Here is a 15,836-nt window from a genome sequence, read left to right as displayed (position 1 = left end):
CGGGCGCAGGGGTCAAGTCACGCGTTGCCGCACGGGCCGGAACGCCGCGCTCTGCGGCGCCTCAGTACCCCGCGCGCCCCGTCTCTCCCAGCAGCGCCGCCGTCACCATGTCGGCCGAGGACGGCCCGAGCGCCAGCGGCGTGTCGTGCAGGATCGCCAGCCGGGTCAGCGCCTGCAGGTCGGAATCCCCGCCATGCGGCAGGGTCGGGTCGGCAAAGAAGATCACCGCGTCGAGTTCCCCGGTCGCGATCAGCGCGCCGAGCTGCTGGTCGCCGCCCCGGCTGCCCCGCTGCAACCGCTTGATGGTCAGCGCCGGATTCGCCCCGGCGATCATCCGACCGGTGCCGCCGGTGCAGATCAGCTGGTGCCCCTCCAGCGCGCGGGCATGGCGGCTGACCCAGGCCCGCAGATGCGCCTTGCGGGTGTCATGCGCCGCGAGCGCGATCCGCCGCGGGCTGGTGGAGACCGCCCGCCCCCGCGTCGTCATGGCAAGAATGGCGCGCACCTGCGCGGCGAATCCCGGCTGATCGGCCGGAAAGGCACCGGCCAGCGCCGCGGTGCCGACGGTGAACCCCGCAGCCCCGGCGCCGGCCACCTCGCGCACGCGGGCTTCGCTGTCGATGCTCCCGGCCATGATGACGGGTTTTTCCACCGCCGCGCAGACCTGCGTCATCAGCCCCGGCACATCGCCCGCGAAGCGGTAGGCCAGCAGGTCCAGCCCGTGCACGTGCTCCAGCTCCGCAAGGTGCCGGGCCGAGGCGACGATCGCCTCCGCCGGACCTTCGAGCACGGAGGGGTGGCCGGTGATCCGCCCCGGAAACGGGTAGTAGCGCAGCGGATGGTTGCGGGTGAGCCGCGTCACCTCCTCGGCGCGGGTGCCGCCCAACAGGCAATCCACGTCGAGGTCGATGGCCGCCCGCGCCGAGGCCATTTCGCTTTCTGCATCGAGGCTCACCACTTCGAGATAGGACCGCCCCCCGGCGTTGCGGATCGCGTCGGCCAGGCCCTTCAGCTCGGCAAGCGGCAGGCCCACGTCCTTGAAGCCGATGTGGCGCGCCCCGCCCTCCAGCGCCTCCTCCAGCCGGGCGCGCGCGTCCGGGATGGTGCGGTCGTCCGCCGTCAGCATCAGGATGAAGTCAAAAGCCATGGATCAGATCTCCGGAAGGGATTGCGGGTGCAGCGGCGCGGCGCGGGTCCAGTCGGATGCGCTCTCGACGATGCGCAGGTGCGGCGCGCCGAGGCTGGCTTCGATCAGCGTCGACAGGTGGCCCAGCGCGGCCCCGGCGGGAAGCCCGGCGGCGATCAGCCCCGAGAGCACGTCTCCGACCCCGTTTGGCACGCCGTCGCGGCGCGGCGTCGCCCAGGACAGCGCCGCGTGACGCGAGACTGACAGCGTGCCGATCCAGCCCTCCGGCGCCGGGGCGGAGGTGACGAGCACGGTCTGGGCGGGCGCCGAGGGGAACAGCCCCGCCGCCGCCACCTGCACCGCCTCGAGCGTGCCGACCGCCTCGCCGGTCAGCCAGCCGAGTTCGAAGGCGTTCGGCGTCAGGGTGTCTGCCAGCGGCACCAACCGGTCGCGCACCGCTTCGGCCACCGCGACGGGGACGTAGAGCCCCTTCGGGAGGTCCCCCAGAACCGGGTCCACGATCACCCGGGGCACCGGCCGGCTGCGGCAGAGGCGTCGGATCAGCGCGGCGGCAAGGTCGACGTGATCCGGGGTCGGCATGTAGCCGGTCAGCACCGCCTCGACGCCCGCAAGCCAGCCGTTGCGGTCCAGCGCCTCGATCATCGCGCCGAGCTGGTCGCAGGGCAGCGGCGCGCCCGCCACATGCGGCCAGCCCGGATGGTTGGACAGGATGGTCATGGGCAACGGTGTGACCTCGTGGCCCAGCGCCTGCAGCGCGGGAACCGCCGCCGACAGCCCGACGTGGCCATGTGCCACCCAGCTCGACAGGGCCAGGATGCGCGCCATGCTCAGCCTCCCCGCCGCGCGGGCGCATCACCGGCGGCGAACCATTGCGGACCGGGGCACGGGCGCCCCGACGGCATGTCCAACATCCGACTTGACCCCGGTTTTCCCATGAACTACCCATCTCCCTGCCCTGCGGGCGTTGTGTAATGGTAAGACCTCAGCCTTCCAAGCTGATGATACGGGTTCGATTCCCGTCGCCCGCTCCAATCCCTCCGATCGATCCTATACCGCCCCCGCCCGGAAGGGCAGGGTCCTATGTGCCGACCGCTTGCCGCGCGGCGCCGAGCGCTAGTCGATGCGGACACCCTGTGCCCGGATCCCGGCCTGCAATTCGCCGATGTCGACCTCCCGCAGGTCGCAGCCACGCTGCACAGACAGCGCCGCCGCGACGCCCGCCCCCTGCCCGGTGACGGCACAGCAGGCCATGTTGCGCGTCGCGGCATGGGAGATGCGGTCGCCCCCGGTCGCGCGCCCGGCGACGATCAGATTGCGCACGCCGCCCGGCAGCAGCGAGCGGTAGGGGATCTGCATGTACCGCCCGGTGGTCGGCAGGATCAGGATGCCGTAGCCGTCGATGAACTCCGGGTAGATGCCGATGCTGTCCCCGAAGCGCCCCTGCCCGCGCACGTCCGCTTCGGTCATGTTGTAGAGCGCGTCGATCTTGCGGGTGTCCCGGATGCCGATCGACATGCCGAAATTGCGCAGCCGCGCCCCTTCGCAGCCCGGCGTGTAGCGGTTCAGTGCCGCGATCGCATGCATCGCCTGCCGCCTGCCTTCGATCTCGAACCGGGTCAGGCTGTCCGGGTCCGTGCCGTCGCAGCCGGCAAGATGCACGAGGTTCATGTAGGTCATCTCGCCGCTGTCATGCACCGCGCCCCATGTACCGCCGATGGTATCGAGATGCGCCGGAATCACCCCGTCGCGCGCCGCCTGCTCGAAGGGCTTGCGCAGGAAGGGCGAGAACATCGCGTCTTCCTTGCCGTCGGTCTCGACCTGCCATTCGCCGGACGACCAGTCGCGGTAGGTCTGCGGATCGGCCCGCACCCCGGCCATGAACGCCGCCTTGTCGATCCCGGCCAGGTGGAACATGACGCTGGCGGCCTGCATCCGTTCGACCGGCGTCGTGCGGGTCGGTGCCCCCGCCCGGTGCGCGACATCGGCATCGCCCGTGGCGTCCACCACCCGCCGCGCAAGGATCGCCTCGCGCCCGGCCTTGGATTCCACGATCACGCCGGTGATGGCGTCGCCGTCCATGATCGGCGCGACGAACTGGCGGTGCAGCATGGGGTGTATCCCCGCCTCTTCGACGAGACGGTCGGCGACCAGCTTGAATCCCTCGCTGTCCAGTTCGTAGCTGAGCGACTGGCTCTCCGGCACCGCGGCGCCCATGGCCTTGGCGCGTTCCTCGAATTCGAGTCCGATGCCACCGGCCTCCACCGTCGCCTCGTGGCGATACCAGGCAAAGCCTTCGACGCCGACCACCGTGATGTTGCCGCCGAAACAGCCGAACCGCTCCAGCAGGGTCACCGAGACGCCGCAACGCGCCGCCGCCAGCGCCGCGGCAAGCCCGCCGGGCCCCGAACCGACCACCAGCACGTCGGTTTCGTGGATCACGGGCGTCTGCCGCGCGGGTTCGGAAATGAAGGCGGTCATGCGGGCTCCTCCGGCACGGGCTGGACCCTGTCTGACTGCCACGAACCACCGGTGCTTTGCCAGCACCGGCATCGCGGGGGCCGGCGACGACCGGAGCGCGCCTCAGTGCGACTGCACGTCGATGGGCAGGGCGGTCGCGGATTTGAGCCGCTTCAGCGCGAATTGCGCGGTCAGGCTGCGCACCGGGATCGCCTCGGTCAGGCCTTGGCGGACACGCTCGAAATCGGCCATGTCCCTGACCACGATGCGCAGCACGTAGTCATAGCTTCCGGCAAGCTGGTAGGCGTCCATGATCTCGGGAATCGCGGCCGTCACCTCGGCAAAGCGGCTGTGCCAGTCGGCGCTCTGATCCGGGGCCGAGACACCGGCAAAGACCGTCAGCCCCAGGCCCAGATGCTCCGGATCGACCAGCGCGACGCGGGCGCGGATCACCCCGGCCTCCTGCAATTTGCGCACGCGCTTCCAGCAGGGCGTCTGCGACAGCCCCACGCGATCGGCAAGCCGCGCCAGGGGCACCGTGGCATCCGCCATGAGGGCCGCGATGATCCTGCGGTCGATGCGGTCGAGTTCCAATCCATCCTCCGGAAGCTGAAACGGGGTCGCGGCGAGAATGCCTTAAAAACACAAAATGTCTACTGTCTTTATCGTGATAAGCCTAAACACGACCTTGTCAGGAGATATTCGGAAGATTACTGCTGGGGAATGATCACTCAGAAGACGAAATACGCCCTCAAGGCGTTGATGGCTCTGGGCGCCGCCGACAAGGGCGCGGCGCTGACGATCGAAGACGTGGCGAACCGTTCCGGCGCCCCGAAGCGATTCCTCGAACATATCCTGCTGGACATGCGCCGCGCCGGATATGTCGGCGCCAAGCGCGGGCGCGCGGGCGGCTATTTCCTGATCCGCGATCCCGACAAGATCTCGCTGGGGGAAATGCTGCGGCAGATCGACGGACCCATCGCCCCCCTGCCCTGCCTGTCGCGCCGCGCCTACCGCAAATGCGACGACTGCGAAGACGAGGCAAGCTGCCAACTGCGCCGGGTCTTTGCCGATGTCTTCTACAGCTACCTGCTGCTGATCGAATCCCTCACCCTCGCGGATCTTCTCAAAACGCCCGGTATTGCAGAGGGTTGACGAATTCGCGTCCGCGCGGCGCCGGGATCGGGGCCGTCGCCGCATGGAGGCGGAGAAAATTCTTCTCCGGCCGGGGGCGACAAGATGAAAAGCATTCTCTTTAAATAACGACTAACTCGGTAGACATTATGGACATGGGCGATCTTTCCGACCGCCCGCCCGAAAGGAGGTCCGCAATGTCCCGCTTCCCGTCCATGGCCGCGCAGGCCGGTATCAACCAGCTTCGCGTCGTCTGCCGCACCAGCGGCAAGCCGCTGCGGCTCGGCGACTCGGTGCTCACCGTGTTCTCCCGCAACGCGACCGAGACCGCCCGCGACCTGATGCGCAACCGCGACCCGTCCCGCTGGCGGGTCCAGATCGTCCCCGTCGACCCGGCACGCCACTCTCCCATCGAGGATTACCTGTCATGACACATGCCCGTTTTCTGCGCGCGACGACCCTCGCCGCCGCTCTCGCGGTCGGCGGAGCGCTGGCCGGTCCGCTTCATGCCGACACCCGCCTGCTCAACGTCTCCTATGACCCGACCCGGGAATTCTACCGCGATTACAATGCGATGTTCACGGCCTGGTGGCAGGAACAGGGGCACCCGCCGGTCACCATCGAACAAAGCCACGGCGGCTCCGGGGCGCAGGCGCGCGCGGTGATCGACGGGCTCGACGCGCAGGTGGTCACGCTGGCGCTGGCCTCGGACATCGACGCCATCGCCGCCAACAGCAAGGCGGTCCCCGCGGATTGGGAGGGCAAGCTCGCCCACAATTCCGCGCCCTATACCTCGACCATCGTGTTCCTGGTGCGCGAGGGGAACCCGAAGGGCATCTCCGACTGGGGCGACCTGATCGCCGGAGACGTGCAGGTCGTCACCCCCAACCCCAAGACCTCGGGCGGGGCGCGGTGGAATTTCCTCGCGGCCTGGGGCTGGGCGCTCAAGCAACCCGGCGGGACCGAGGACAGCGCCCGCGCCTTCGTCACCGATCTCTACAAGCACGTTCCGGTGCTCGACACCGGGGCGCGGGGGGCCACCACGACCTTCACCCAGCGCGGTGTCGGCGACGTCCTCCTCGCCTGGGAAAACGAGGCCTTCCTCGCCCTCGACGAACTGGGTGACGACAAGTTCGACATCGTGGTGCCGTCGATCTCGATCCTGGCGGAACCGCCGGTCGCCCTGGTCGAGGGCAACATCCGCGATGAGGAACAGCGCGCCGCGGCGCAGGGCTATCTGGAGCATCTCTACAGCCCCGAGGCGCAGGCGCTGGCGCTCCGGCACCATTATCGCGCCCGCGACACTTCTGCGGCGACGGACGAGGACATCAACCGCTTCCCCGCGCTCGACCTGGTCACGATCGCCGATTTCGGCGGCTGGACCAAGGCGCAGCCCGCCTTCTTCGGCGAAGGCGGCGTCTTCGACCAGATCTACTCGGAGTGAGCGGGATGCGGCCGTCGTCCTCTCCGCTGCCGGGCTTCGGCCTTGGCATGGGCGTGCTGCTCGCCGCGCTCGGGATCGTGGTGCTGCTGCCGCTCGGGGCGCTGATCGGGCGCGGCGTGGCGATGGGGCCGGCAGAGCTTGCCGGTCACCTCGCCTCGTCGCGGGTGGGGGCGGCGCTGGCGCTGTCGTTCCGCGCGGCGCTGGTTGCCTCGGCCTTCAATCTGGTGTTCGGGCTGGCGCTGGCCTGGGTGCTGACCCGCTACCGGTTCCCGGGACGGCGCCTGATCGACGCCGCCGTCGACCTGCCCTTCGCCCTGCCGACCGCCGTGGCGGGCATCGCGCTCACCACGCTCTACGCCCCGAGCGGCGTGTTCGGCGGGCTGCTGGAACCGCTCGGCATCCGCATCGCCTATACCGAGGCGGGCATCTGGCTGGCGCTGGTCTTTGTCGGCCTGCCCTTCGTGGTGCGCACCGTCCAGCCGGTGATCGACGAGATCGACCCGGAGTGGGAAGAAGCCTCGGCCACGCTCGGCGCCTCCCGGCTGCGCACCCTGCGCCGGGTGGTGCTGCCCACCCTCGCCCCGGCGCTGACGACGGGCTTCGCCCTCGCGCTCGCGCGGTCGGTCGGGGAATACGGCTCGGTCATCTTCATCGCGGGCAATCTGCCCAACCGGACCGAGATCGCACCCCTGCTGATCGTCATCCGGCTGGAGGAATACCACTACGACGCCGCCGCCGCCATCGGCCTTGCCATGCTGGGCATCTCGTTCTCGATGCTGCTCGTCATCAACGCCACCCAGGTCTGGAACCGCAGAAGGATCGGACATGTCTGACAAGGCCCCCCTCCATCGCCGCGAAGGCCGTCTGCCGCCGGGCTCCGGCCTTGCCGTCACGGCGCTGTTCGGCGCCATCGCCCTGGCCGCGATGCTGATCCTGCACGCCTCCGGCGCCGGCGCCTGGCTGCTGGCGGCGGTCTGGCTCGGGATGCCGGCGGCGGTTCTGCTGGCGCTCTTTTCGGAAACCGGGACCCCGAGGCAGGCGCCCCGGTTTCGCGAGGGCCGCAGCCATGGCTGACCATGCCTTCGCCCCGCCCCGCGTCATCACCGAACCCCGCGCCGCGCGGCTGGCGCTGACCACCGTCGTGATCGCGCTGACCGCCGTCCTTCTGCTGGCGCCGCTCGCCGTGGTCTTTGCCGAGGCCCTGCGCGATGGCGCGGGCGCCGCGCTGACGGCGCTGGTGCAGCCCGAGGCCCGTTCGGCGATCACGCTCACCGTGACGGTCGCCGCCATCGCCATCCCGCTGAACGCGGTCGTCGGCTTTGCCGCGGCCTGGGCCATCGCCAAGTTCGACTTTCGCGGCAAGGCGCTGCTGATCTCGCTGATCGACCTGCCGTTCTCGGTCTCGCCGGTGGTGGCTGGCCTGGCGCTGGTGCTGCTCTACGGCTCGCACGGCCTGTTCGGCGCCTGGCTTCAGGCGCACGAGATCCGTATCGTCTTTGCCGTGCCCGGCATCCTGCTTGCCACGCTGTTCATCACCTTTCCGTTCATCGCCCGCGAACTGATCCCGGTGATGAGCGAACAGGGCCGCGCCGAGGAAGAGGCCGCGCTGACCCTCGGCGCCTCGGGCTGGCACATGGTGCGGACCGTCACCCTGCCGAACGTCCGCTGGGCGTTGCTTTACGGCGTGCTGCTGTGCAACGCCCGCGCCATGGGCGAATTCGGTGCGGTGGCCGTGGTCTCCGGCAAGATCCGGGGCCAGACCACGACCATGCCGATCATGATCGAGATGCTCTACAACGAATATCTCTCGACCGCCGCCTTTTCCATGGCGGCCCTGCTGGCGGCGCTGGCGCTGCTCACCCTTGCCCTGAAATCCCTGCTCGAATGGCGCCACGCGGACCTGCTCGCCGCCACCCGCCGCCATTGACCCATAGGAGGCCCCCATGCATATCGAGATCGAAGACATCGCCAAGAGCTTTGCCGGCACGACCGCGCTGCACCCGGTATCCCTCGCCATCCCGTCGGGCGCGATGGTCTCGCTGCTCGGCCCCTCGGGGTCGGGAAAGACCACCCTGCTGCGCATCGTCGCGGGGCTCGAGGCACCGACCTCCGGGCGCATTCTGTTCGACGGGACGGACGCCACCGGCATGACCGTGCAGGCCCGCCGCACCGGCTTCGTGTTCCAGAGCTATGCCCTGTTCCGCCACATGACGGTGTTCGAGAACATCGCCTACGGCCTGCGCGCCCGTCCCCGCGCCGCGCGCCCGACCGAGGCCGAGATCGGCCGCCGGGTCTCGCGGCTTCTGGACCTGATCCAGTTGCCGCAGATCGCCAAGCGCTACCCGACGCAGCTGTCCGGCGGCCAGCGTCAGCGCGTTGCCCTGGCCCGTGCGCTGGCGACGGAACCGCGGATGCTGCTGCTCGACGAACCCTTCGGCGCGCTCGATGCCAGCGTGCGGCGCGAGTTGCGCGCAGGCCTGCGCGAGATCCACGATGCCACCGGCCTCACCACCATCTTCGTGACCCACGACCAGGACGAGGCGCTGAGCCTCGCCGACCTGGTCGCGGTGATGTCCATGGGCCGGATCGAACAGGTCGGCTCTCCCGCCGAGATCACCCGCAACCCCGCCACCGAATTCGTGCGCGGATTCGTCGGGCGGCGCGACCCGGCCCCGGTGCCGCAGGCGCCCGCGCAGGGCTACCTGCACGTCGCCTCCTGATCCCGCCCGCGCGGCGCGGCCCCGCCCGGCCGCGCGGCAACGCTTGACTGTCCTCACCGCAGCAGAAACAAACGGCCCGAGGTCCGGGCCGCTTCGGTCCCGGTGTTCGTTCGGGTGCCATCCGGGCCCGTTCCCGCTCCCACTGCGTCTCCCCCGTGAGGAGGGTTACATGAAGTTCCGCTTTCCCATCGTCATCATCGACGAAGATTTCCGCTCAGAGAACTCGTCCGGCCTCGGCATCCGCGCCATGGCCGAAGCCATCGAGAAAGAAGGCTTCGAAGTGCTGGGGGCCACCAGTTACGGCGACCTGTCGCAGTTCGCCCAGCAGCAGAGCCGCGCCAGCGCCTTCGTCCTGTCCATCGACGACGAGGAATTCAGCCCCGGCCCGGAACTCGACCCGGCGGTCCTGAACCTGCGCAACTTCATCGAGGAAGTGCGCTGGAAGAACGCCGATGTGCCGATCTACATCTACGGCGAGACCAAGACCTCGCGGCACCTGCCCAACGACATCCTGCGCGAGCTGCACGGCTTCATCCACATGTTCGAGGATACGCCGGAATTCGTCGCCCGCCACATCATCCGCGAAGCCAAGACCTATCTCGAAGGCATCCAGCCGCCGTTCTTCAAGGAGCTTCTGGATTACGCCGAGGACGGTTCCTATTCCTGGCACTGTCCGGGCCATTCGGGCGGCGTCGCCTTCCTGAAATCGCCCATCGGACAGATGTACCACCAGTTCTACGGCGAGAACATGCTGCGCGCCGACGTCTGCAACGCGGTCGAGGAACTGGGCCAGCTTCTGGACCACAACGGTGCCATCGGCGCGTCCGAGCGCAACGCGGCGCGGATCTTCAACGCCGATCACTGTTTCTTCGTGACCAACGGCACCAGCACCAGCAACAAGATGGTCTGGCATCACACCGTCGCGCCCGGCGACGTGGTCGTCGTCGACCGCAACTGCCACAAGTCGATCCTGCATTCGATCATCATGACGGGCGCGGTTCCGGTCTTTCTCAAGCCGACGCGCAACCATTTCGGCATCATCGGCCCGATCCCGCATTCCGAATTCGAACCCGAGGCGATCAAGGCCAAGATCCGCGCCAATCCGCTGCTCGAAGGCGTCGATCCGGAAAGCGTCAAGCCGCGCATCATGACCCTCACGCAGTCGACCTATGACGGCGTGCTCTACAACACCGAGACCATCAAGGGGCTGCTCGACGGCTATGTCGAGAACCTGCATTTCGACGAGGCCTGGCTGCCCCACGCCGCCTTCCACCCGTTCTACGGCCATTTCCACTCGATGGGGCGCAAGCGCGAACGGACCCGCCAGTCGGTCACCTATGCCACGCAGTCGGTGCACAAGCTGCTTGCCGGGATCTCGCAGGCCAGCCACGTTCTGGTGCAGGACGCGCAGGAGACCAAGCTCGACCGGCACCTGTTCAACGAAGCCTACCTCATGCACACCTCGACCTCGCCGCAGTACAGCATCATCGCGTCCTGCGACGTCGCGGCGGCGATGATGGAGCCTCCGGGCGGCACCGCCCTGGTCGAGGAAAGCATCAACGAGGCGCTCGATTTCCGCCGCGCCATGCGCAAGGTCGACGAGGAATTCGGCAACGACTGGTGGTTCCAGGTCTGGGGGCCGGAGAACCTTGCCGAGGAAGGCATCGGGCGCACCAAGGACTGGGTGCTGAAGCGCACGGATGCGGACGGCGTGCAGACCACCGGCGAAGACAGCTGGCACGGTTTCGGCGACATGGCGCCCGGCTTCAACATGCTGGACCCGATCAAGGCCACGATCATCACGCCGGGCCTGAACCTCAACGGACGGTTCGAGGAAAGCGGCATCCCCGCCTCCATCGTGACCAAGTACCTGGCCGAGCATGGCGTGGTGGTGGAAAAGACCGGGCTCTATTCGTTCTTCATCATGTTCACCATCGGCATCACCAAGGGTCGCTGGAACACGCTGCTGACCGCGCTTCAGCAGTTCAAGGACGACTACGCGAAGAACCAGCCGATCTGGCGCGCCATGCCCGAGTTCTGCGCCAAGCAGCCGCGCTACGAACGCATGGGTCTGGCCGACCTCTGCCAGCACGTGCATTCGCTCTACGCGAAATACGACGTGGCGATCCTGTCGACGGAAATGTACCTCAGCGACCTCACCCCGGCGATGAACCCCAGCGACGCGTTTTCCCACATCGCGCGGCGGACCACGCAGCGGGTGCCGATCGACGATCTCGAAGGGCGCATCACCACCAGCCTCGTCACTCCCTACCCGCCCGGAATCCCGCTGCTGATCCCCGGCGAGGTGTTCAACCGCAAGATCGTGGAATACCTCAAGTTCAACCGCGAATTCGCCCGCGAATGCCCGGGGTTCGAAACCGATATCCACGGGCTCGTCCAGGATGTCGCGCCGGACGGCACGGTCAGCTATTTCGCGGATTGCGTTGCCGAGTGATCCCGGTCCGGGGCCGGAACCGATCCGGCCTCGGCTCGTCCCGCCGGGCGGGGTTCCGGCCACCGTCCCGCGCAGGATGTCCCACAGCCCCCTCCCCCGCCGCCGGACCAGCCCGCAGGGTTGCAGGTCGCGGGAAAAGGGCATCGACCTACACGTGACCGAGGCCGAATTGCGCGTCCCCGTCGGCCCGTCGGGCTGCGGCAGGTCCACCCCTCGGCGCTCGGCGCCGCGCTCGAGAAGGTGCGCGACGGCAGGCGGGAAGTGCTGAAAACCCTGCACCGCCAGATCGGCAAGACCGTCATCTACGTGACCCGCGATCAGATCGAGGCGATGACCCTCGCCGACCGGAACGTATCGCTGAACGGCGGAGAGTTCGCCCGGCTCGCCTCCCCCGGCCGGAGTTGTTCGAGCGGCCGCGCAACCGCTTCGTGGCGGAATTTCCCGGTTCGCCCGGTATGAACATGATCCCCGCCACGGCCGAGGCCGAAGGGCGGCGGCGCGACGACGGGCGGCCGATCGGCTTCGCCGGCGCGCATGTGATGGCAGATCTTGACGCCCAAGCGGGCGTTCGGCCCGGCGACAGACTGCCGCTGGACATCACCATGGACCTCACCGCGCGGTTCGCCGCACAAGGCGGCGAGGCCCTGTCCCGGGGAAATGCGCATGAGCATCGACGACTTCTTCTTCACCGGCTCCGAGGATAGCCCGCCCCGCGGAGCGCGTGCGGCATGGCCAAGCTCGAAACCAGCCTTTCGGAGGCGGCGTGCAACCCCGCTCGGGGCGACGACGCATCGGCGAAAACCGACGGGGGCGAGCAGATGCTCGCCCCCCAACGCGGTTCTGTTCCTCCGCGACGGATCGCGCCGCCCGGTCAGGCCAGATCGAAACGGTCGGCGTTCATCACCTTGACCCAGGCCTTGACGAAATCCTGCACGAAGACCTCGCCCGCATCATCGCAGGCATAGGCTTCGGACAGGGCGCGAAGCTGCGAATTCGACCCGAAGACCAGGTCGACCCGCGTCGCGGTCCATTTCTGCGCGCCGGTCGTGGCGTCGCGTCCGACATAGAGCCCCTCTTCGCCCGCCTTCTCCCAGCCGGTGCCCATGTCCACCAGGTTGACGAAGAAATCATTCCCGAGAACGCCGGGACGGTCGGTGAGAACGCCGTGCGCCGCGCCGCCATGGGTCGCGCCCAGCGCCCGCATCCCGCCGACCAGAACCGTCATCTCGGGCGCGGTCAGCGTCAGCAGTTGCGCCCGGTCGATGAGCATCTGTTCGGCCGGGACGTTGTAGGCGCCGCGCAGGTAGTTGCGGAAGCCGTCGGCCTCCGGCTCCAGCGGATCGAAGCTTTCTGCATCGGTCTGCGCCTCGGTCGCGTCGGTCCGGCCGGGGGTGAAGGGCACCTCGACCGCGTGCCCGCCTTCCGCCGCCGCCTTCTCGACCGCGGCACAGCCGCCGAGCACGATCAGGTCGGCCAAGGAAATCTGCGACTCGGACGCGGCGTTGAAGGCGGTCCGGATGCCGTCGAGCACGTCGAGCACCGTGGCAAGCTGGCCGGGCTGGTTGACCTCCCAGTCCTTCTGCGGGGCCAGCCGGATGCGGGCGCCGTTCGCCCCGCCGCGCTTGTCCGAACCGCGGAAGGTCGCGGCAGAGGACCATGCGGTATACACGAGCTGCTGCACGGAGAGGCCCGAGGCATGGATCTTGGCCTTGAGCTCGGCGATCTCGGCGGAGCCGACCAGCGGATGATCGACCGCCGGCACCGGGTCCTGCCAGATCAGGTCCTCCGCCGGAACCTCGGCGCCTAGATAGCGCACCTTCGGCCCCATGTCGCGGTGGGTCAGCTTGAACCAGGCCCGGGCAAAGGCCTCGGCCAGGGCCTCGGGGTCCTTGTGGAAGCGCCGCGAGATCGGCTCGTAGATCGGATCCATCCGCATCGCCATGTCGGCGGTGGTCATGATGGTCGTGACCTTCTTCGAGGCATCATGCGCAGCGGGGGCCTTGTGGGCGTCATCCGCCCCCACGGGAACCCATTGATGCGCCCCGGCGGGAGATTTCGTCAGCTCCCATTCGTAGCCGAAGAGCATGTCGAAATAACCCGTGTCCCACTTGGTCGGGTTCGGGGTCCAGGCGCCTTCGATGCCGCTGGTGATCGCGTCGCCGCCCTTGCCCGTGGCATGGGAGCTGAGCCAGCCGAAACCCATGGCTTCGAGCTCGCCCGCCTCGGGCTCCGCCCCGACCAGCGCGGCATCGCCCGCGCCGTGGCACTTGCCGAAGGTGTGGCCGCCGGCCGTCAGCGCGACGGTTTCCTCGTCGTTCATCGCCATGCGGGCAAAGGTCTCGCGGATGTCGCGGCCCGAGGCGACGGGATCGGGCACGCCGTCCGGTCCTTCGGGATTCACGTAGATCAGGCCCATCTGCACGGCGGCCAGCGGGTTCTCAAGCACACGGTCGCCGGAATAGCGGCTGCCGGGCTTGTCCGAGGTCGCCAGCCACTCGGCCTCGGTCCCCCAGTAGATGTCCTGCTCGGGTTCCCAGATGTCCACGCGCCCGCCGCCGAAGCCGAAGGTGCGCCCGCCCATGGATTCGATGGCGCAATTCCCGGCCAGGATCATCAGGTCGGCCCAGGACAGCGCCCGGCCGTATTTCTTCTTCACCGGCCAGAGGAGGCGCCGCGCCTTGTCGAGATTGCCGTTGTCGGGCCAGGAATTGAGCGGCGCAAAGCGTTGCGAGCCCGAGGAGGACCCGCCCCGCCCGTCCGCCGTGCGATAGGTCCCGGCGGAATGCCAGGCCATGCGGATGAACAACGGCCCGTAATGGCCGTAATCCGCCGGCCACCACGGCTGGCTGTCGGTCATCAGCGCGTAGAGATCGGCCTTGACCGCCGCGAGGTCGAGCGCCCTGAACGCCTCGGCGTAATCGAACCCGTCCCCCATGGGATCGCCCGTGGCGGGGTTCTGGTGCAGAATCCCGAGGTTCAGCTGATCTGGCCACCAGTCGCGGTTCGACCGCGCCGAGAAGGTGGTGTGCGCGATCGGGCAGCCGCCCATCGAACCGCCATCGTTTCCGTCCATGTCTTCTCTCCCTTTTCGAAATCGTGCCGGGCGCCGTCGGGACCTGCGATCCGCGCGCGCCTCCTCCTGACTCGGGGATACTACGCGAACGCGGGCCGGGGCAAAGACCGCTCCCCGTTTTTTTTGCCTGTCACTTCTGCCATGCTACCATCACGAAATCACGATGCAGCGGCAGGAAGGCCCGGACATGACCCCTCGAACGTCCAGCGGTCGCGCACCGCGATGCGCGCCACGGTTGGTTGCGGCGCTTGCCGCCGTGCTGGTGCTTTTGCTCGCCTCCGCTCTGCCCGGGCGTGCCCCGGCACAGGACGGCGCACCGCAGGCCCCGGCCGTCACGGTCGCCACCGTGACACCCGCCGAGTTCCACCAGCGGGTGGCGATCTCCGGTTCCGTGGTCGCGCGAGAAGAGGTGCTGGTCTATTCCGAGGTCGCCGGCTACGCGGTCATCAAGATCGCCGCCGAAGTGAACGACCACATCTCGAAGGGCGACGTTCTGGCCCGCCTCAACGGCACCGTCCTGAGCCAGAAGCTGGCGCAGGCGGAATCCGCGCTCGCCCGCGCGCGCACCCAGGTCCAGAGCGCCACGACCCAGATCGCCGCCAACGAGGCGCGGCTCGACCAGGCGGATGCGACGCTCGAACGGCAGCAATCCCTGCGCGAAAGCGGCACCGTCACCCAGTCCTCCCTGGACGAGGCCGTCGCCTCCCAGGCCTCGGCACGGGCGACGCTGGATGCCTCGCGGGATGCGGTGAACACCGCCAAGGCGCAGCTGCGCGAGGCACAGGTGACGCGCGACCTTGCCGCGCTCGATCTCGAACGTGCGGTCATCAAGGCCCCGGTGAGCGGCATCGTGACCGAGCGGAACGTGAAGATCGGCGCCATCGTGTCCTCGGCGGGGGATCCGTTGTTCCGCATCCTGCGCGACGGCGAGGTCGACATAGAGGCCGACGTGATCGAAACCGACCTGCCCGGGGTCAAGCCGGGCGATCCCGCGCAGCTCGACATCGCGGGGCTGCCGGGGCTTGCCGGCACGGTGCGCCGGATCGACCCGACCATCGACCCCGCCACCCGGCTCGGCACCGTCGTGATCGAACCGGACGCCGCCGACAGCCTGCGTCCGGGCCTCTATGCCGGGGGCTGGATCACCACGGCAACGCGCACCGGCCTCGCCGTTCCCGCCTCGGCGGTGCTGAACGACGATGCGGGCGACTACGTCTTTACCGTTCAGGACGATGTCATCGCGCGCCGCGACGTGACGGTCGGACTGCTCTGGCAGGGTCAGCGCGAGGTTCTGGACGGTCTCACCGAGGGCGACGTGGTGGTCGCCCGGGCCGGGGCGTTCTTTTCCCCCGGCGACGCGATCCGCCCCATCCTCCCCGAAACCGCCCCTGCGGCGACGGAGTAGG

General features: G+C 68.7%; 16 protein-coding genes and 1 tRNA gene. 12 read left to right on the top strand and 5 right to left on the bottom strand.

Going from position 1 to position 15,836, the window contains the following annotated elements:
• Window positions 1-61: 61 nt before the first annotated feature.
• On the bottom strand, window positions 62-1,147 hold the full coding sequence (locus ACN0RJ_RS18740) for a methylglyoxal synthase (protein ID WP_417721599.1): 1,086 nt from the start codon (window positions 1,145-1,147) through the stop codon (window positions 62-64).
• A 3-nt stretch (window positions 1,148-1,150) separates the two neighbouring features.
• A complete protein-coding gene (locus ACN0RJ_RS18735; protein ID WP_417725246.1) occupies window positions 1,151-1,972 on the bottom strand; it encodes a PfkB family carbohydrate kinase in 822 nt (273 codons plus the stop codon).
• 132 nt (window positions 1,973-2,104) lie between these two features.
• On the opposite strand from ACN0RJ_RS18735, the gene ACN0RJ_RS18730 reads away from it, so the two are divergent.
• A tRNA-Gly gene (locus ACN0RJ_RS18730) sits at window positions 2,105-2,178 on the top strand.
• A gap of 82 nt (window positions 2,179-2,260) precedes the next feature.
• Here the strand turns inward: ACN0RJ_RS18730 and ACN0RJ_RS18725 are convergent.
• Together ACN0RJ_RS18725 and ACN0RJ_RS18720 are read right to left on the bottom strand one after the other, a co-directional pair.
• The gene (locus ACN0RJ_RS18725) at window positions 2,261-3,625 is read right to left on the bottom strand and encodes an FAD-dependent oxidoreductase (protein WP_417725245.1); all 1,365 of its coding nucleotides are present in this window, start codon (window positions 3,623-3,625) and stop codon (window positions 2,261-2,263) included.
• A gap of 102 nt (window positions 3,626-3,727) precedes the next feature.
• A complete protein-coding gene (locus ACN0RJ_RS18720; RefSeq protein WP_417721602.1) occupies window positions 3,728-4,198 on the bottom strand; it encodes an Lrp/AsnC family transcriptional regulator in 471 nt (156 codons plus the stop codon).
• 129 nt (window positions 4,199-4,327) lie between these two features.
• Between ACN0RJ_RS18720 and ACN0RJ_RS18715 the strand changes: the two genes are divergently transcribed.
• The 10 genes from ACN0RJ_RS18715 to ACN0RJ_RS18670 all read left to right on the top strand — a co-directional run bounded on the left by ACN0RJ_RS18715 (window position 4,328) and on the right by ACN0RJ_RS18670 (window position 12,061).
• Window positions 4,328-4,759, top strand: coding sequence for an RrF2 family transcriptional regulator (locus ACN0RJ_RS18715; protein WP_417725244.1), 432 nt, complete (start codon window positions 4,328-4,330; stop codon window positions 4,757-4,759).
• A 176-nt stretch (window positions 4,760-4,935) separates the two neighbouring features.
• A complete protein-coding gene (locus ACN0RJ_RS18710) occupies window positions 4,936-5,169 on the top strand; it encodes a hypothetical protein (protein ID WP_417721604.1) in 234 nt (77 codons plus the stop codon).
• Entirely contained in the window at window positions 5,166-6,182 is a 1,017-nt protein-coding gene (locus ACN0RJ_RS18705; RefSeq protein ID WP_417725243.1) for a sulfate ABC transporter substrate-binding protein, read from the top strand. The genes ACN0RJ_RS18710 and ACN0RJ_RS18705 overlap by 4 nt, the downstream gene beginning before the upstream one ends.
• A gap of 5 nt (window positions 6,183-6,187) precedes the next feature.
• Complete coding sequence (cysT, locus tag ACN0RJ_RS18700; RefSeq protein WP_417725242.1) at window positions 6,188-7,015, top strand: sulfate ABC transporter permease subunit CysT; 828 nt, start codon at window positions 6,188-6,190, stop codon at window positions 7,013-7,015.
• A complete protein-coding gene (locus tag ACN0RJ_RS18695) occupies window positions 7,008-7,256 on the top strand; it encodes a hypothetical protein (RefSeq protein WP_417725241.1) in 249 nt (82 codons plus the stop codon). The genes cysT and ACN0RJ_RS18695 overlap by 8 nt, the downstream gene beginning before the upstream one ends.
• Entirely contained in the window at window positions 7,249-8,109 is an 861-nt protein-coding gene (gene cysW / locus ACN0RJ_RS18690; protein ID WP_417725240.1) for a sulfate ABC transporter permease subunit CysW, read from the top strand. Before ACN0RJ_RS18695 ends, cysW begins: the two co-directional genes overlap by 8 nt.
• Window positions 8,110-8,125: 16 nt before the next feature.
• On the top strand, window positions 8,126-8,902 hold the full coding sequence (locus tag ACN0RJ_RS18685) for a sulfate/molybdate ABC transporter ATP-binding protein (RefSeq protein WP_417725239.1): 777 nt from the start codon (window positions 8,126-8,128) through the stop codon (window positions 8,900-8,902).
• 169 nt (window positions 8,903-9,071) lie between these two features.
• The gene (locus tag ACN0RJ_RS18680) at window positions 9,072-11,357 is read left to right on the top strand and encodes an Orn/Lys/Arg decarboxylase N-terminal domain-containing protein (RefSeq protein ID WP_417721609.1); all 2,286 of its coding nucleotides are present in this window, start codon (window positions 9,072-9,074) and stop codon (window positions 11,355-11,357) included.
• A gap of 261 nt (window positions 11,358-11,618) precedes the next feature.
• Window positions 11,619-11,816, top strand: a complete 198-nt coding sequence (locus ACN0RJ_RS18675; protein WP_417725238.1) for a hypothetical protein — start codon at window positions 11,619-11,621, stop codon at window positions 11,814-11,816.
• Window positions 11,813-12,061: a hypothetical protein gene (locus ACN0RJ_RS18670; protein ID WP_417725237.1), complete on the top strand. Its 249-nt coding sequence runs from the start codon at window positions 11,813-11,815 to the stop codon at window positions 12,059-12,061. The genes ACN0RJ_RS18675 and ACN0RJ_RS18670 overlap by 4 nt, the downstream gene beginning before the upstream one ends.
• Window positions 12,062-12,228: 167 nt before the next feature.
• Here ACN0RJ_RS18670 and katG read toward each other — a convergent pair whose 3' ends face one another.
• Window positions 12,229-14,430, bottom strand: coding sequence for a catalase/peroxidase HPI (gene katG / locus ACN0RJ_RS18665; protein WP_417725236.1), 2,202 nt, complete (start codon window positions 14,428-14,430; stop codon window positions 12,229-12,231).
• Window positions 14,431-14,686: 256 nt separating this feature from the next.
• Here katG and ACN0RJ_RS18660 point away from each other — a divergent pair, with 256 nt between their 5' ends.
• Window positions 14,687-15,835 carry an efflux RND transporter periplasmic adaptor subunit gene (locus tag ACN0RJ_RS18660; RefSeq protein WP_417725235.1) on the top strand — a complete coding sequence of 383 codons (1,149 nt, stop codon included), beginning with the start codon at window positions 14,687-14,689 and terminating at the stop codon, window positions 15,833-15,835.
• Window position 15,836: the final 1 nt, after the last annotated feature.

This window comes from Salipiger sp. (assembly GCF_048261495.1).
Taxonomy (GTDB): Bacteria; Pseudomonadota; Alphaproteobacteria; order Rhodobacterales; family Rhodobacteraceae; genus Salipiger.
This window is presented reverse-complemented; position numbering and strand designations above follow the sequence as displayed.

Excerpts from the sequence above, each read along its gene's own strand:
- cysW (WP_417725240.1), top strand. The coding sequence starts at position 7,249 with ATGGCTGACCATGCCTTCGCCCCGCCCCGCGTCATCACCGAACCCCGC.
- katG (WP_417725236.1), bottom strand. The coding sequence starts at position 14,430 with ATGGACGGAAACGATGGCGGTTCGATGGGCGGCTGCCCGATCGCGCAC.
- ACN0RJ_RS18670 (WP_417725237.1), top strand. The coding sequence starts at position 11,813 with ATGAACATGATCCCCGCCACGGCCGAGGCCGAAGGGCGGCGGCGCGAC.
- ACN0RJ_RS18710 (WP_417721604.1), top strand. The coding sequence starts at position 4,936 with ATGTCCCGCTTCCCGTCCATGGCCGCGCAGGCCGGTATCAACCAGCTT.
- ACN0RJ_RS18740 (WP_417721599.1), bottom strand. The coding sequence starts at position 1,147 with ATGGCTTTTGACTTCATCCTGATGCTGACGGCGGACGACCGCACCATC.
- ACN0RJ_RS18705 (WP_417725243.1), top strand. The coding sequence starts at position 5,166 with ATGACACATGCCCGTTTTCTGCGCGCGACGACCCTCGCCGCCGCTCTC.
- ACN0RJ_RS18735 (WP_417725246.1), bottom strand. The coding sequence starts at position 1,972 with ATGGCGCGCATCCTGGCCCTGTCGAGCTGGGTGGCACATGGCCACGTC.
- ACN0RJ_RS18695 (WP_417725241.1), top strand. The coding sequence starts at position 7,008 with ATGTCTGACAAGGCCCCCCTCCATCGCCGCGAAGGCCGTCTGCCGCCG.
- ACN0RJ_RS18725 (WP_417725245.1), bottom strand. The coding sequence starts at position 3,625 with ATGACCGCCTTCATTTCCGAACCCGCGCGGCAGACGCCCGTGATCCAC.
- ACN0RJ_RS18685 (WP_417725239.1), top strand. The coding sequence starts at position 8,126 with ATGCATATCGAGATCGAAGACATCGCCAAGAGCTTTGCCGGCACGACC.
- cysT (WP_417725242.1), top strand. The coding sequence starts at position 6,188 with ATGCGGCCGTCGTCCTCTCCGCTGCCGGGCTTCGGCCTTGGCATGGGC.
- ACN0RJ_RS18680 (WP_417721609.1), top strand. The coding sequence starts at position 9,072 with ATGAAGTTCCGCTTTCCCATCGTCATCATCGACGAAGATTTCCGCTCA.
- ACN0RJ_RS18715 (WP_417725244.1), top strand. The coding sequence starts at position 4,328 with ATGATCACTCAGAAGACGAAATACGCCCTCAAGGCGTTGATGGCTCTG.